General features: G+C 34.3%; 15 protein-coding genes and 4 pseudogenes. 14 read left to right on the forward strand and 5 right to left on the reverse strand.

Translation table 11 applies throughout. The features are described 5' to 3' along the window. Positions 1 to 316 precede the first annotated feature (316 nt). Positions 317 to 2,218, forward strand: a complete 1,902-nt coding sequence (locus HRG09_RS14570) for an endonuclease MutS2 (RefSeq protein WP_174101475.1) — start codon at positions 317 to 319, stop codon at positions 2,216 to 2,218. Positions 2,219 to 2,224: 6 nt separating this feature from the next. Next, positions 2,225 to 2,752: a GNAT family N-acetyltransferase gene (locus HRG09_RS14575; protein WP_174101476.1), complete on the forward strand. Its 528-nt coding sequence runs from the start codon at positions 2,225 to 2,227 to the stop codon at positions 2,750 to 2,752. 53 nt (positions 2,753 to 2,805) lie between these two features. Here the strand turns inward: HRG09_RS14575 and HRG09_RS14580 are convergent, their stop codons facing one another. Then, positions 2,806 to 3,771: a quinone oxidoreductase family protein gene (locus HRG09_RS14580; protein ID WP_174101477.1), complete on the reverse strand. Its 966-nt coding sequence runs from the start codon at positions 3,769 to 3,771 to the stop codon at positions 2,806 to 2,808. 131 nt (positions 3,772 to 3,902) lie between these two features. Between HRG09_RS14580 and HRG09_RS14585 the strand changes: the two genes are divergently transcribed. The 7 genes and pseudogenes from HRG09_RS14585 to HRG09_RS28950 form a co-directional block, all read left to right on the forward strand. After that, the gene (locus tag HRG09_RS14585; RefSeq protein ID WP_174101478.1) at positions 3,903 to 4,799 is read left to right on the forward strand and encodes a LysR family transcriptional regulator; all 897 of its coding nucleotides are present in this window, start codon (positions 3,903 to 3,905) and stop codon (positions 4,797 to 4,799) included. 311 nt (positions 4,800 to 5,110) lie between these two features. Continuing rightward, a pseudogene (locus HRG09_RS14590) lies at positions 5,111 to 5,263 on the forward strand (FAD-dependent oxidoreductase); the annotation flags it as partial. A gap of 153 nt (positions 5,264 to 5,416) precedes the next feature. After that, positions 5,417 to 5,521 (forward strand): annotated as a pseudogene (locus tag HRG09_RS14595) (IS6 family transposase); the annotation flags it as partial. Positions 5,522 to 5,701: 180 nt separating this feature from the next. Continuing rightward, complete coding sequence (locus HRG09_RS14600; RefSeq protein WP_375335760.1) at positions 5,702 to 6,547, forward strand: MBL fold metallo-hydrolase; 846 nt, start codon at positions 5,702 to 5,704, stop codon at positions 6,545 to 6,547. A 67-nt stretch (positions 6,548 to 6,614) separates the two neighbouring features. Beyond that, positions 6,615 to 6,983, forward strand: coding sequence for a hypothetical protein (locus HRG09_RS14605; RefSeq protein WP_254610085.1), 369 nt, complete (start codon positions 6,615 to 6,617; stop codon positions 6,981 to 6,983). Between the two features lie 2 nt (positions 6,984 to 6,985). Beyond that, positions 6,986 to 8,118: pseudogene (locus HRG09_RS14610) on the forward strand (zinc-dependent alcohol dehydrogenase). A 141-nt stretch (positions 8,119 to 8,259) separates the two neighbouring features. After that, a pseudogene (locus tag HRG09_RS28950) lies at positions 8,260 to 8,648 on the forward strand (IS200/IS605 family element RNA-guided endonuclease TnpB); the annotation flags it as partial. A 90-nt stretch (positions 8,649 to 8,738) separates the two neighbouring features. Here HRG09_RS28950 and HRG09_RS14615 read toward each other — a convergent pair. The 3 genes from HRG09_RS14615 to HRG09_RS28955 all read right to left on the reverse strand — a co-directional run bounded on the left by HRG09_RS14615 (position 8,739) and on the right by HRG09_RS28955 (position 11,883). After that, complete coding sequence (locus HRG09_RS14615; protein WP_375335759.1) at positions 8,739 to 10,439, reverse strand: ribonuclease J; 1,701 nt, start codon at positions 10,437 to 10,439, stop codon at positions 8,739 to 8,741. An 81-nt stretch (positions 10,440 to 10,520) separates the two neighbouring features. Further along, positions 10,521 to 11,375, reverse strand: a complete 855-nt coding sequence (locus HRG09_RS14620) for a manganese catalase family protein (RefSeq protein ID WP_174101481.1) — start codon at positions 11,373 to 11,375, stop codon at positions 10,521 to 10,523. Between the two features lie 310 nt (positions 11,376 to 11,685). Continuing rightward, positions 11,686 to 11,883, reverse strand: a complete 198-nt coding sequence (locus tag HRG09_RS28955; protein ID WP_254610086.1) for a spore coat protein — start codon at positions 11,881 to 11,883, stop codon at positions 11,686 to 11,688. Positions 11,884 to 12,164: 281 nt separating this feature from the next. On the opposite strand from HRG09_RS28955, the gene HRG09_RS14630 reads away from it, so the two are divergent. Next, positions 12,165 to 12,377: an alpha/beta-type small acid-soluble spore protein gene (locus HRG09_RS14630; RefSeq protein WP_174101482.1), complete on the forward strand. Its 213-nt coding sequence runs from the start codon at positions 12,165 to 12,167 to the stop codon at positions 12,375 to 12,377. Between the two features lie 349 nt (positions 12,378 to 12,726). Continuing rightward, on the forward strand, positions 12,727 to 13,242 hold the full coding sequence (locus HRG09_RS14635) for a DUF3231 family protein (protein WP_174101483.1): 516 nt from the start codon (positions 12,727 to 12,729) through the stop codon (positions 13,240 to 13,242). Positions 13,243 to 13,268: 26 nt separating this feature from the next. On the opposite strand, the gene HRG09_RS14640 is transcribed toward HRG09_RS14635, so the two are convergent. Beyond that, complete coding sequence (locus HRG09_RS14640) at positions 13,269 to 13,763, reverse strand: YndM family protein (protein WP_174101484.1); 495 nt, start codon at positions 13,761 to 13,763, stop codon at positions 13,269 to 13,271. Positions 13,764 to 14,045: 282 nt separating this feature from the next. On the opposite strand from HRG09_RS14640, the gene HRG09_RS14645 reads away from it, so the two are divergent. The 3 genes from HRG09_RS14645 (at position 14,046) to HRG09_RS14655 (ending at position 15,791) form a co-directional block, all read left to right on the forward strand. Beyond that, entirely contained in the window at positions 14,046 to 14,258 is a 213-nt protein-coding gene (locus tag HRG09_RS14645) for an alpha/beta-type small acid-soluble spore protein (RefSeq protein WP_174101485.1), read from the forward strand. 251 nt (positions 14,259 to 14,509) lie between these two features. Continuing rightward, a complete protein-coding gene (locus HRG09_RS14650; protein WP_174101486.1) occupies positions 14,510 to 15,016 on the forward strand; it encodes a DUF2243 domain-containing protein in 507 nt (168 codons plus the stop codon). Further along, positions 15,006 to 15,791 carry a cytochrome c oxidase assembly protein gene (locus HRG09_RS14655; protein ID WP_174101487.1) on the forward strand — a complete coding sequence of 262 codons (786 nt, stop codon included), beginning with the start codon at positions 15,006 to 15,008 and terminating at the stop codon, positions 15,789 to 15,791. The genes HRG09_RS14650 and HRG09_RS14655 overlap by 11 nt, the downstream gene beginning before the upstream one ends. Positions 15,792 to 16,187 lie beyond the last annotated feature (396 nt).

The raw sequence follows: 16,187 nt of genomic DNA on the forward strand, positions 1-16,187 counted from the left end.
AATCTGATGAGAACAGGGGATTTTTATATACTTCATACCCCTAACTTTGTCATGGATTTATTTCGAATACCTATGAAGATACCTACAATACTTTATAAAGCGTGTAATGATGATGGAATAGCCATGTGTTTTTGGAGATGGTTTCTTTCCTTATATTTTGCACAGGCCTTGTAAATGTAAAAAGCTGCGGTGTCTCCGCAGCTTTTTTGTGTTTGTTTTTATCATATGAAAGTTTAATTATTTACAACTCATTGAAATCTAATGGGTAGGTATCTTCATTTTTGATGTGAGTAAATCATAGTGAGGAGAATAGAAATTGAATAAAATGACTTTTGAAAAGTTGCAATATAACGAGTTGAAGCAAATAGTTAAATCGTATTGTGTGAGTGGATTAGGAAAACAATTATTAGATAAATTGGAGCCTAGCGCAAGTATCAAAGTAGTGAAAAATCGTTTGAATGAAACAACGGAAGCGCGAGCGATATTAGATGCAGAAGGGCATATACCTTTTTTCGGAATTTCTAATATCGATAGTACAATTCAAAAATTGGAAAAGGGAATGATTCTAGATCCGGCCGAGCTAGTTAGTGTATCAGATTTTTTACGAGGATGCCGAAAGGTTAAGAAGTTTATGCTCGATAAAGAATTTTTTGCACCAGTATTGGCATCATATGCGAATTCCATGTCCGAATTTAAAAGTATAGAAGAGGAAATTAATTATTCGATAAAAGGAAATAGCGTAGACTCTTCTGCAAGTAAAGAATTAAAACGAATCCGAAATAGCATTGAATCAGTAGAAGGAAAAATTAAAGAACGTTTAAATAAATTTTTAAATAGTAGTACAAATAAAAAGTATATTCAAGAGTTCTTTATTAGTAAAAAAGATGATCGATATACAATTCCAGTGAAAGCTTCCTATAAAAATCAAGTTGCTGGAACGATTGTTGAAGTTTCTTCTAAAGGCTCTACCGTTTTTATAGAGCCACATACAGTGACAAAATTAAATGTGGAGTTAGCAAGTTTAAAAGCGGAAGAAGCGATGGAAGAATATCAAATATTAGCCACTTTATCAGGAATGATTTTAGAGGACATTTATAACATCAAGATTAATATGGAACTAATTAGTCAATACGATATGGTGTTTGCGAAAGCGAAATTTAGTAAACATATTGGCGGGATAGAGCCGAAATTAAATGATTATGGGTATGTAAAGTTAGTGAATTGCAAGCACCCACTTTTATCGGGAGATGTTGTACCACTTCAATTTGAAATTGGGAAAGGTTACCGAAGTTTAATTATTACAGGGCCTAATGCTGGTGGGAAAACGATTGTTTTGAAAACAATAGGTGTAGTAACGTTAGCGACAATGTCTGGGTTTCATATTGCAGCAGATAAGGAAACGGAGATTGCGGTTTTTGAAAATGTTTTTGTAGATATTGGTGATAATCAAAGTATTGAAAATGCACTAAGTACATTTTCTTCTCATATGAAAAATCTTTCAGAAATTATGAGAGTATCAAATAATAACACGCTTTTATTATTTGATGAAATAGGCAGCGGTACGGAACCGAATGAGGGAGCTGCGCTAGCGATTTCTATTTTAGAAGAGTTTTATCATATGGGCTGTATTACCGTTGCGACTACTCATTATGGTGAAATTAAGCGTTTTTCAGAAATGCATAGTGACTTTATGAATGCAGCGATGCAATTTAATAGTGAAACATTGGAACCGATGTATAAGTTAATGATTGGGAAGTCGGGGGAGAGTAACGCTCTATGGATTTCTAGAAAAATGAATGTGAAAGAAACTGTACTGCAAAGAGCAAAAGGTTATATGGAAAATAAAGAGTATCGTTTAGAGAGACTGAATGACAGTAGAATAAGAAAGCCTAAGGTTGTGAAAGAGAAAATAGAAGAGAAACATGAATATGAAAAGGGAGACCGTGTGAAATTATTAGACTATGATGACTTCGGTATTGTATATAAAGAAAAAGACAATTTCTCCAATGTCGTTGTATTTTATAATGGTGAATTCATTGAAGTAAACGTGAAGCGAATTTCTTTAGAAGTACAGGCAAAGGAATTATACCCGGAAGGGTATGATGTAGAAACTTTGTTTGTGGATTATAAAGAGCGGAAAATGCAGCACGACATAGAGCGAGGATCGAAAAAAGCGCTTCGTAACATTCAAAAAGAAATAAGAAAGAATAGAGGATAAGAAGCTATGAATATAAAGATTAGACAAGAAATGGAGAAAGATTATAGCAAGGTAGAAGAAGTTGTACAACAAGCATTTTTACATGAAGAGTTTAGCGATCAGAAAGAGCATGAACTTGTAAATCGTATTAGAAAATGTGATGCATTTATTCCAGAGTTATCATTAGTGGCGGTGGATAAAGAAATTATCGGTCACGTCCTTTTATCTAAAATTCAAATAGTAGATGGTGATAAATCTGTAGATTCGCTAGCACTTGCTCCAGTATCTGTTGCACCAGGGTATCAGAAAAAGGGAATTGGAAGTTTGTTGATTTCTAGTGTGTTAAGAAAAGCAAAAGAGCTAGGATATCATTCTGTAATCGTACTAGGGCATAAAGATTATTATCCGAAATTTGGCTTTAAACCTGCTAGCCTATGGCATATACGTGCACCATTTGATGTGCCGGATGAAGTATTTATGGCAATGGAGTTAAAGGAAAACGCTCTTCAAAATGTGCAAGGAATTGTGCAGTATTCGGAAGCTTTTTCTGAGTAATACAAAAAGGTAGTTAGAAGAAATCCTCTAGCTACCTTTTTGATTTGAAATCGTTAAGGTATTAATAAAATCTTCCCTGTACTTTTTCGGTTTTCTAATAATCGATGTGCGTCAGCACCATTTTCTAAAGAGAATGTAGTTGGATTTTGGATATGTAATTTTCCAACAGTAATCCAATCAAATAGTTGCTGTGAACGTGTTTTTCGTTCTTCATACGTTGTGAGTACATTCCAAAGATCCCCGCCAGTTAAAGTTTTCGAAGTGTCCATCAGCATTCGTGGATCAACAGGGGCAGGATCGCCACCAGCCATTCCGTAAAATAAGACGGTACCACCAATTTTTGTGGTTTTAAAGCTCTCTTCTAATGTAGAACCTACTGATTCGTATACACCATCTACGCCATGACCTTTTGTGATTTGTAGTATTTCTTCACACCATGATTCTGAATATAAAAATACATGGTCTGCTCCAGCTGAAGAGGCTGCGTCTGCTTTTTCTTTAGATGAAGTAAGACCGATTACTTGTGCGCCTTTCATTTTAATGATTTGTATGAGAAGTTGGCCAACGCCTCCAGCTGCTGCATGAACTAATACAATATCACCAGCTTTTACTTTATAGCTGTCTTGTGTTAAGTGGTGTGCTGTTAACCCTTGTAATAAAACGGAAGAGGCTGTCTCAAAGGAAATTGAGTCTGGGAGTGGAATCGCTTTTTCTTTTGGAACAGCTACTAACTCCGCATTTGCGAATGGTACATCAGCAAATGCAATGCGATCTCCAATCGTAACAGCGGTAACTTCAGTACCAATTTGCTCTACAATTCCTGAACCTTCATATCCTAATATATAGGGAGGGTTACCAACAAGATGATAGTTACCTCTACGTCTATATATATCAGCAAAGTTTAAGCCAATTGCTTTTGTGCGAAGAAGAATCTCATTCGGTTTTATAGCTGGATCAGATACTTCTTGATACTGTAATACATCCGCATTTCCGAATTCTTTGAAACAAAGTGCTTTCATTTGAAATACCTCCAGTAGTACACCGATATTGTTTGTTATTGGTTCTTATCATACAATACATATATCAATCGTCAAAGAGAATTATTTAGATGGAATCAATCGAAAATATCGATTATAAGGAGGAGAGGGATTTGGAGATAAAACAATTAATTACATTCAAAACAGTGGCTGAAAACTTGAACTTTACACAGTCTGCAAAAATATTGAACTTTGCTCAATCAAGTGTAACAGCACAAATAAAAGCATTGGAAGCTGAGTTAGGAACAGTATTGTTCGAACGATTAGGAAAACGTATTTTTCTAACGGAAGCAGGAAGAAAGTTTCAAGTATATGCAGAAAAAATGATTGCGTTAAGTTACGAAGCGAAACTGGTTGTGAAAGATGAGGAAACAACATCTGGTACATTAGTGATTGGTGCGCAAGAAAGTCAATGTACATATCGACTTCCTTCCATATTAAAGGAATTTAAGACAAAATTTCCGCAAATAAAACTAATATTTAAGCCTGCTCATTCAAATGAAGCTGTAAAAGAGCAACTATTGGAAGGAAAACTAGATTTAGCATTTATTTTAGACGAATGCAAAGTAGAAGAGGCTTTACATGTAGAGTCGTTAGTTCAAGAAGAAATAAAAATAGTAGCGTTCCCTAATCATCCTTTGCTAGAAAAATCCATCATCTCTACAAAGGAGTTAGAAAGTGAAACACTTCTCTTAACAGAACTTGGTTGTTCTTATCGTACTATATTTGAGGAATTATTCCGTGCAGAAGATGTATATCCTGCAAATAAAATTGAGTTTGTTAGTGTGGAAGCAATTAAGCAATGTGTTATAGCGGGTTTAGGTATAGCGATTTTACCAGCGATGGTAGTGGAGAAAGATATACAACAAGGTGTAATGAAGGAGTTAGTTTTAGAGAATACAATCGCTCCTATTTTTACACAAATTGCGTGGCATAAAGATAAATGGATCACTTCGCCCTTGCAGCAATTCATAGATGTAACGAGAATGGTCATTAGGAACAATTATTAAAATGTAGTTCTAGAAAAAGTGTTTCTATAGATGTAAGTATATAAAATGAGACTCTTCAATTTGGAGAGTTTTTTATGAATTGTATAAGAGGAAGTTGGAAGTTTTGTTGATTGTAAGCGTCAAATATTCCCCACCTGTCATTTGTAAATAACCCATGAGAAAATCTCCTTACATACTACATATAGTTGAAAAAAATCCCCTTCCAGTATACTGAATAAAGAAATTTATCTTAAAGATAAAAGTGTGTTTGATCATTTATAGATCAAATTTTTGGAACGTATGAAAGAATGAAAAAGGAAAAGGTGTTAGAAATGAAAACGTATATTGTAGTTGGGGATGGGATTCTCGGAGCATCTACTGCTTATCATCTTGCAAAAGCAGGAGCTCGAGTTCCATTGGTTGATCGTCAAGATTTAGGGCAGGCAACGGATGCTGCAGCGGGGATTGTCTGTCCTTGGCTATCACTGATGTACAAAAATTAGAACAAGTTGCTGAGACATTAGAAAATCAAAAATTCCATTCTACAATTAGGAACAATGGGAATACATCTTTTATTGAAGTGATAAACAGATGAAAAAGGTTCGGTTATATGCCGAACTTTTTCCTGTTTTTCCGCACACGAAGCTATGCATATGATTAAAAAAGAACAGATTGATTTACGGGATCAGTCTGTCCAAAACCAAAAAGAATTCATCCATCAATTGTTTGGGCTTACAACATAAAATAGAATTTCACTAGAAATATATGAGCTATATTCTCTTTTATTTTATCTTTGCACCAGAACAAGAATAAGTCTATACAAAAGCATACGTTGATAATCAGCTTGAAGGTAATATTATTTTATTAATTCTACATACTAAAGAGCATAATGTAAAAAGGAGTCTGCTCTTATGAATGAAAAGTTGAATCAAGAATTGAAAAGTAATTTAGATGAAACAATTTTACCTTTAACTTCTTTTGACAATGGAAGTAGCATCGAAGTTGCATCCAACATCTATTGTTTATGTATAAAAATTGTTAATGTATGTTTTGTTGGTGAATCTACAAAGCCAAACGAATGGGTTCTAATTGATGCAGGAATGCCAAAATCGATGAATCTCATCATAGATTTTGCAGAAGAAAAATTTGGTAAACATAGTAAACCCAAAGCAATTATATTGACTCATGGTCATTTTGATCATGTTGGTTCTGTAATTGAATTAGTAAAAAAATGGGATGTTCCAGTTTATGCACATAAGCTAGAAATCCCCTATTTAAATGGTGAAAAAGACTATCCGGATCCAGATGGCTCTGTGGAGGGTGGATTTGTAGCGAAAATTTCTCCTTTGTTTCCAAATGAGGGCATTGATTTAGGTAACTGTATACATGAGTTGCCTCCGGATGGTAGTGTTCCTCATATGCCTGGATGGAGTTGGATACATACGCCAGGGCATACTCCTGGACATATATCTCTGTTTCGAAATATGGACCATTTTTTAATCGCTGGAGATGCTTTTGTTACCGTAAGGCAAGATTCATTATATAAAGTATTAATTCAACAAAAAGAATTAAATGGTCCACCAAGATATCTTACTACCGATTGGGAGAACGCCTGGGAGTCTGTAAAAAAACTTGAGGAGTTGAATCCTAAATCTGTAGTGACAGGGCATGGCCTACCTATGTTTGGGGAAGAATTAAGAAATGGATTAAGTTATTTAGTAAAAAATTTTGATAAAGTAGCTATTCCTGATTACGGAAGATATATTTAACAGTATTTCCAACATGCATCCCCTTCCTCAAGCCCGTGGAGGATATAGTCCATGTGTTAGGAAGGGGATGCATGTTGGTCGTGCACAGCAAGAAGTATTTTTACGATTCAAAAAGGCCTTTGATGGCTTTTTTCGTGGGGAAGCTAACTATCCAAAACTGAAAAAATATAAAGACTATAATATTCTTGCTTTCCCTCAATTTGGATTCAAACCAAATGGAAAACACTGCTTGGCGATGTCATTTGCAGAGAACGGAAAATTATACAATAAACGATTGGGAGAAATAGAAATCCTTTTTCACCGACCGATAGAAGGAACTATTAAGCAATTTATAATCAAACAACTTGTAAGAGTGTTAAGGAGGGTTCATTCACTAACTAGGAAAATGATTGCTGTAGTACAAATAAATATAAAAGCTATTTTTGGAGGCATGTGATTATGAAAGCTGTAACCTATCAAGGGCCAAATCAGGTACAGGTTAAATAAGTTGATGATGCGAGATTAGAAAAAAAGATGATATTATTGTAAAGATTACTTCAACTGTTATTTGCGGATCCGATTTACATTTATATCAAGGTAATATGCCCTTACCCCCAGGATACATTATCGGTCATGAACCAATGGGAATTGTTGAAGAGGTGGGTCCTGATGTCACTAAAGTAAAAAAAGGAGATCGTGTTGTCGTCCCCTTTAATGTAGCTTGCGGGCATTGTTTTTATTGCCAACATGAAATGGAAAGTCAATGTGATAACTCAAATCCTCATTATGATTCTGGTGGATACTTTGGTTATACAGAGAAATTTGGTAACCATCCAGGTGGTCAAGCTGAATATTTAAAAGTTCCTTTTGGTAACTTTACTCCCTTTGTTATATCAGAATCATGCGAGCTTGATGATGAGTCACTACTTTTTTTATCCGATGTTTTACCAACAGCCTATTGGAGTGTAATAAATGCAGGTGTAAAATCAGGCGATACTGTTATCGTGCTTGGTTGTGGACCTGTTGGGTTAATGACACAAAAATTTGCTTGGATGAAAGGTGCCAAGCGTGTAATCGCAGTTGATTATTTGGATTATCGAATGAATTATGCAAAAAAGATTAACAATGTTGAGATATTTGAGTTTACAAAATACCCGGATATGGGAGAACATTTTAAAGAAATTACGCATGGTGGAGCGGATGTCGTCATCGATTGTGTAGGTATGGATGGAAAGAAATCGCCTTTGGAATTTGTTGAACAAAAATTAAAATTACAAGGGGGAACCCTCGGTCCTATACAAATTGCTACAAAAGCCGTACGAAAATATGGAACGGTTCAAATGACAGGTGTTTATGGTGGCAACTATAACGCATTTCCACTAGGCGCATTTTGGATTAGGAATATTAACCTTAGAATGGGACAAGCACCGGTCATTCATTTTATGCCCGAATTGTTTGAAAAAATAACAAAAAATGAATTTGATCCAAAGGAGATCATTACACACAAACTCCCTCTTGAAGAAGCGAGTTATGGTTATCAAATTTTTAATAATCGTGAGGATAATTGTATAAAAGTTATTCTGAAACCTTAAAAATCCGTCATTTCTCATTAATCCTTTTTAATTATTCTTTATGCTAAAGATAAGATTCAATTCCAAGATCTTATCTTTTTACTTTGAAAATAAATACTGAATAAATTTTTAATATAAATATATATAATTTAAATCATTAATACATGTCTTACCCGGCTAGCTCAATTAAAGAAGCAACTGGATACAATTTGGTTAAAAGAAGTCGATAGTATTACTCTTCAATCAACATCGAAAAATTTCACAGATGCTATTCCACGATTCAAGTCTAAAAAGAATAAAGTTTAATCCTACACGACCAAGAAAACGAACGGAAATATTGCTATTATAGACAACAAAATGAAATTACTTAAACTTGGCTTGGTTCGCTTTGCTAAAAGTCGTAAAGTAAAAGTGCGCATCTTGCATGCAATGATTCGACGTAACCGAGTGGTAAATATTTTGTATCTATCCTTATCGAAACAAAAGTACAACAAATGCCTAAAACTGAATCTGCTTGTAGAACTGACGTTAGACTAAAAGATTTTGCGATACAAGAAAGCCCCTGCATGACTTTAATCTACCTTTAGGCATGGGATGAAAGCATCGCAAAACTTACTTAATCGGCACAGAAAATCATCATTTTAAACTTCAATTATGATGGGAAGAATCATTGGTTTTCTTTTTGTATGTGAATATATAAAGTGGCCCAGTGTTTCCTTTAATTCCCTTTTTAAAACATTCCATTGGTTAATATTAGTCTTTTTTATATTATTAATAGTTTCAACTGTTAGTTGATTGATTTTCTCTAAAAAATCTTCTGAATCGCGAACATATATAAATCCACGAGAAATGATGTCTGGACCAGAAATTATGTTCTCATCTGTTTTACTAAGAGTAATAACTATTACCAGCATACCATCCTCAGAAAGTTGCTTACGGTCACGTAATATAACATTACCTACATCACCAATTCCTAATCCATCTACATATATATTACCAGCAGGTATTCTTCTGGTTTGATGAGCAATCTGATTCTTAATGTCGACAACTTCACCATTGCTAATGATATAGATGTTCTCTTTCTTAACACCTACGGATTCTGCTAATAGACTATGATGATGTAACATTCTAAATTCGCCATGAATAGGAATAAAATATTTAGGTTTCATTAAAGTAAGCATTAATTTTAATTCTTCTTGATAGGCATGCCCAGAAACATGCATTCCTGTTGAACTTCCTATTCCATAAATAACATTAGCTCCTAAGCGAAATAAATTATCTATAATTCTTGAAACATTGCGTTCATTTCCTGGTATAGGAGTTGCAGATAAAATGACAGTATCATCAGGTAAGATATCTACCTGCCGATAGCTTCCACTGGCTAAACGAGCTAGAGCTGCCATAGGTTCACCTTGACTACCAGTACAAAGAATAGCTACTTTTTCTGGAGCCATTTGGTTGATTTCATTTGCTTCAATTAACATTCCGTCAGGAATATCTAAGTAACCTTGTTCCAATGCAACAGAAACTACATTTACCATGCTTCTCCCTAATAAAGCAAGCTTTCTATCTGTTTTTAAAGCAGCATCTACTATTTGTTGTACACGATTCACGTTGGATGCAAAGGTAGAGATAATAACTTTTCTACGCGCCTTGGTAAACGCTTCTTCAATTCGCCCACCTACTGATTGTTCTGAAGGAGTAAATCCAGGACGTTCAGCATTCGTGCTTTCCGAGAGTAGAGCTAAAACACCATTGCATCCGATTTTAGCCATTTTATGAATATCTGGATATTGATTATTAATAGGAGTTAAATCAAATTTGAAGTCGCCTGTATGAACTACTGTACCTTCTGGGGTATGAAAAGCAATTCCAAGGCAATCTGGAATACTATGATTGGTTTTAAAAAATGTTAGATTTATTTGTCCAAACTCAATTAATGAATCAGAATCAATAACAAATAACTGTGTTTGATTTTGAAGTTTATGTTCTTTTAATTTGATTTCAATTAATCCTAGGGTTAATTTCGTTGCATAAATTGGTACATTCAATTGTTTTAATAGATACGGAATACCTCCAATGTGGTCTTCGTGCCCATGTGTAACGACTAAACCTCGAATTCTATCCTTATTTTCTTGCAAATATGCAATATCAGGTATTATCAAATCTATTCCTAATAAACTTTCATCTGGAAACTTAGAACCGCAATCAATGATCACAATATCATCTGAATATTGTATTGCATACATGTTTTTTCCTATTTCATTAACTCCACCTAAAGCAAAAATGGATAGTGTATTTTCTATTGTACTCAAAATGAATATCCTCCTTTTTGAAAACATCCTAGCTTATTTGAATCCATATTGAGATTGTCTAATTTAGATTTATGACCAACCATTTATAAATGGTTGGTCATAATAATTTCAAAGCTCCATATCTTTTAATCCCGGACTATGCTCATTTGGCATTTCAGGAAGTTCTGGTACAGGAAAACCTTTTGGTGGCTCCGTTACACTTAACATTCCTTTGTTTCTACTTGGTGATTCACCTTGGAAGATCTCCCCGATTCTTGTTTCATCTAACCTGAAATTAAATTGTGCATTATGAAATCCCATTTCTACGTACTTTCTACACTCAGGATATTTATTGATATCGTAGTTCGGTACAGGGAAGAGTTTCCCCCATTCAACGCCTAAAGTTTCTAATGCTTTCGCAAATGCATTTTGATGTGCATTATCACGCACAATTAAAAAGGCAAGTGTTTCACGAAAAGTTTGATTTGAGCTCATTTCATAAATCCTTGTCTTTTGAAGTACACCAGTTGATTCAAGAACTAGGTTATCCATTAAATCACTAATTAAATTTCCATGACTGTATACCCACGATCCATTCCATGGGTTACCGGCTGCATCTACTGGCAATGAGCTTTGAGCACCTACAATAAAATGGTGAGGATTTGCATGTTTGACCGCCTCATCAAGCGGTGCTTTATCCATACCAGCATTACCTGGCGTAGGCTTACCAGATCCATTTAATAATTGATTAATTGTATTCTGGACGAGCTCTACATGACTAATTTCCTCAAGAAAAACACCTCGAAGTAAATCACGATATTGCTTCGCTTTTCCTCTAAAATTTGAACTTTGAAAGAAATATTGCATCATCGTACGCATTTCACCAAAATGTCCGCCAAGTATTTCTTGTAAGACCTTCGCAGCGGCGGGATCTGGTTTGTCTGGCTTAATAATATTAATCAATTCTTCTTTGTAATAATACATAGAAAATACCTCTCTTTTTGGAATGAACAACAATTTTTATATTTCCCAAAGTCAGGAGATTTATTACTATATTGCTTTTATATTCTAATTATTTATTTACATAAGATAATCAATAAAGAACATACTCTGTTTTTTGTAAAAAGCAGAGTATGTTCTTATGCATCAAATAGAATTTCGTTCGTATTTTTAGTTTATAAAGGGATTGTTGTTGATTTTGTGCTACGTCTAGAGCTCTTTGTGTAGACACTAAACCTACTTGTAGTTGTTTTTGTACATTAGTTGGTTAGTAATACTCTTTATTAACCATATATTAACTTACTTGTTTATGTGTTTCGATTACATCCTGTAAATGTTGATGTAATACTTCGCGAGTTTGATCAGATGTAACTTTTGTACTTGCATATGTATAGATTCTTACAGCTGTTTTAGAACCAAGTAATAGATTTATTGTGATAACCTGATCTGTTATAGGTCCTATACCTGTGATATTTTGTATAAATTGATTCATTATTTCATGAACACCTTATGTATAAGGTTCCACTTGCTTACCATTCCTTTTACATATGAATTCAAGTAGAGAAAAGAAGAGGATTAGGAGGATAACGCAATCATTTCTAACCAACCTTGTTATGAAAAGCTATTAGAACAGTTCCTCTTCTTGCTCTCTCAACTATATTTTAAGGAGAAAGGGAAAACTTATACTCAAATCCCGAAAAGAAAATTTCTATAAAAAGGAATAATTGTTTTTTCATGTTTCGTAGCATATTAAAAACATAGGAGGTGATACATATGGCAAACAATAAAAGTGGAAATCGTAATGAATTATTGGTTCAAGGGGCTGAAAGTGTACTTGATCAAATGAAATATGAAATCGCGCAAGAGTTTGGTGTACAACTTGGTGCAGATACAACAGCTCGTGCAAACGGATCTGTTGGTGGTGAAATCACAAAACGTTTAGTAGCAATGGCTGAACAACAACTTGGTGGTGGGTTTACTCGTTAACTTCACCCTTAAATAGAAAAGGTTAGGGAAAGTGGTATTGTTGATTAATGAAAACATAGCAGATTACAGTAGTTAGCATATAAATCTTTCCATGTTGTTTGTATTTAATTTATAAAATAAACTCTCATAATGAATGCATTTGTACTCAAAGATTGTTGATAATTTAAAATAATAATCTTTGAGTATTATATTTGAAAAATTTTTCTAGATTACAAACACATATCTTATGGGGAAGGTGTTCCCCATGAATGTTAAAAAGTCTTTTATAGGAACAAGTATACTTAAAAATTTATTTTCAATATTGAAAAGCATACTAACTATGATATTTACAAAAGGGAGGCATCTTAAAATGGGTGTACTAAGTGGAAATCCTCAAAATGAACCTTTACATTATGGAGAAGTATTTGATATTTGGAGTTATCTTCTTGCAGCACAAGGAGCAGTTGCTGGCCACCAAGTTTATATTAACCACACGGGTGATGAAGATTTAAAGAAGTTCTTAGAAAATCTAATTGAGAATGATATGAATTCTGAAATAGAAGAACTAAAAGCTCTTTTAAAGGTGAATGGAGTGGAATTACCACCAGCACCTCCAGAAAGACCGGTTGCATCTATTGAAGATATTCCACCTGGGGCACGCATCAATGATGCTGAAATTGCAGCAGCTGTTTCTGCAGGTCTTGCGGCTGGATTAGTAACTTGTAGTCAAGTAATGGGAAAATGTCTTCGAGAAGATGTAGGAATGCTCTTTGGACAATTTCATATGAAAAAAGCACAAGCTGGGGCAACTTTACTACGTCTAAGTAAGAAAAAAGGCTGGGTAGTTCTTCCGCCATTACATGTTAAAAATACTGAACAAGCATAATAAAAAAGTGGCTGAAAGCCACTTTTTTATTTCATTTTATTCTTTGTATCGTTTTCCTTTTGAATGGATCGTACTTTTTCTATTTCAGAACGGTTTAAATATTCATGTGAGATCTCCATCGCATATCTATCATGATGTATGTTAGTTGATTCTCTTGAATCATTGTCTCCATGTAAAACCACTTTTTTTATATAAATGTGAAAAAACACCTCTATCACACTGATAAGAAGCGCCGCCCAAAATGAAGGTGCGCCAATATTACCAGTGTAATCGTTGTCTGTAAGAAGATAAGTTAACAACCAAATTCCTAAAAAACTCAACCCAAAATCTGCAATTGTAGCAACCATGTTCCCATACTTAGGTAGAACAAATAAATCTCCTATTAAATAGGCCGATCCTGTAATTATTAATGAAATAAGTAATATTCTTGGAAGCGAAATATCCTGGGAAATCCCTAAAATCATCAATAATACGGCACTAATAGCGGTATATTTAATTAATAATGCAACAATATGCTTCATAAATGATTCTCCTATCTTTTAACTTTCATGTAGGAAAAGTACTTTTCAATAAAAATGGGTTGCACTTTCATAAAGCACAACCCATTTCATCGTGTTCAGGAGATTTGCTCATTACATGATACTCATATGGCAAGGAATTTTTTCGCTCTCCTACACAATATTATTTTGTGGAATATAAGTATTAATTATGTGTTAAAACAAAAAAAATTAAAACCCAAAAAAGGACTATATATTTTCGAAAGCTTTTTTACATATTAAAAAGTGTGAAGGAGGTGACATAGCATGTCAAACAATAACAGTGGAAGCAGCAATCAATTATTAATACGTGGAGCTGAACAAGCTCTTGACCAAATGAAATTTGAAATCGCACAAGAATTTGGTGTACAATTTGGTGCAGACGCAACAGCTCGTGCAAACGGATCTGTTGGTGGTGAAATCACAAAACGCCTAGTAGCATTAGCTGAACAACAACTTGGCGGTGGAGTTACTCGATAACTTGATATAGTAAATGGGTATTAGGGAGAGATAAATAATCTCTCCCTTTTTTATTCATAGTTAGAATAAATTTATAATCTATTTTGTGTATCGTATGTTCGTTCAAATTAAAAAATAAATTGATTGTATTACCTTATTATAACCTCCATTTTCTCAATTACGAATAAAGGTTATAAACCAACAGGGCATGTTTAGTAGTTATTTATCTTGGAAAAGCTAAGAACGTGCATGTGTAGGAAGGATATGATTTGATGGCTACTGAAACTAAAAATTCACTTTATATAGCTCACTCTATCTATTTAACCCGTAATTTATGGTCAGGCATCCTGTTTGGACTAGGCCTAGTCGCTTTTATAGATGAAACTATTTTTCATCAACTATTGCATTGGCATCACTTTTATGACAAATCCACAACAGATATTGGCTTGGTCTCAGATGGTTTTTTTCATGCTTTTAGTTGGTTTGCAACAATCAGTTCGTTATTTATGTTTGCTGACCTTCGTCGTAAAAACGCATTTTGGTTGAAAAGATGGTGGGGTGGGATAATGGTTGGTGGTGGTGGATTTCAGCTATACGATGGCATAATCCAACACAAGGTAATGAAAATACATCAAATTCGCTACGTGGAAAATGTACTTATTTACGACTTGATATGGAATATACTTGCTAGTGTAATCACTTTAATTGGCATTTTAATAGTTTTCCGAACACGAAGAGAATCAAAAACATTGAGAGGTAAAATTGTAGATGAACAATGACCATATTTATCATGGAGATGGAAATCCTTTAAAGTTTATACTTTTGTTCCTGATTGCCATGATATTAATTCTTTATATTGTAGCTGTAGTTTTATCAAGTCATCGTCGCAAAAAATGGCCATTATATCGAACTACCTTCTGGATTTTAGGGGTTCTTTGTGCGGCTACGGCACTTGTAGGACCTTTAGCAAATCGTGCCCATATTGATTTTGCGGCGCACATGTTAGGCCATTTATTCCTTGGAATGCTTGCCCCAATCCTTATGGTACTAGCTGCACCAATGACCCTTGTCTTACGAACACTCAATGTTAAAACAGCTCGACGTCTTTCAAGTGTGTTAAGAAGTTGGCCCATACGAACTCTTAGTGATCCAATTGTAGCAACCCTGCTCAATTTGGGTGGACTATGGGTTCTTTATACGACAAAACTGTACTCTATGATGCATCAAAACATACTTCTTCATTTGTTCGTACACTTTCATGTTTTCATTGCAAGTTACCTGTTTACCATATCGATGATTTATATTGATCCAACACCACATAAGTCTAGTTTTATATACCGAGCAATTGTGTTAGTGATTGCTTTGGCAAGTCATGGTATTTTATCAAAATATATTTATGCGAACCCACCTAACGGCATCCCCACGGACCAGGCTCAACTGGGTGGAATGCTAATGTATTATGGTGGGGATGCAATTGATATTATTCTCATATTTATTTTTTGTTTGCAATGGTTCAAAACCAGCCGTAACGAACAAAAGTATATAAATCAGTAAGTTTTTAGTTTGAATTTTGCCCTTCTTAGAATAATGAATTCCTTATTCTAATTATCATAAGCAAATAAAGGTTTTTAGTTTCTGAATAATGCCTTAGCGTACGAAAATTATGGTTCGTTGGTTCTATCCCATCTCTATAAAGCTAAGACTGCATTACGAAATTTTCAAGAGAGTTTTTTTCTTTTTATAGGGGATCAGTGTAGATTATTTAAAAATTCGCATACGAAATAAACCCTAATGGGTTTTGTCTTTTTTCAATTAAATAACTAGATCTTTAGATATGGTACAATTATAAACGACACCTAATATATCAAAGACTGTTTTTTCTTGTATCGATGAGATTTTCGTCCGTTTCACTGTAGGAGTTTAAACAGGCGAAGAAGAATCTTTGATAAT

The organism is Bacillus sp. Xin1, assembly GCF_013314535.1.
Taxonomy (GTDB): Bacteria; Bacillota; Bacilli; order Bacillales; family Bacillaceae_G; genus Bacillus_A.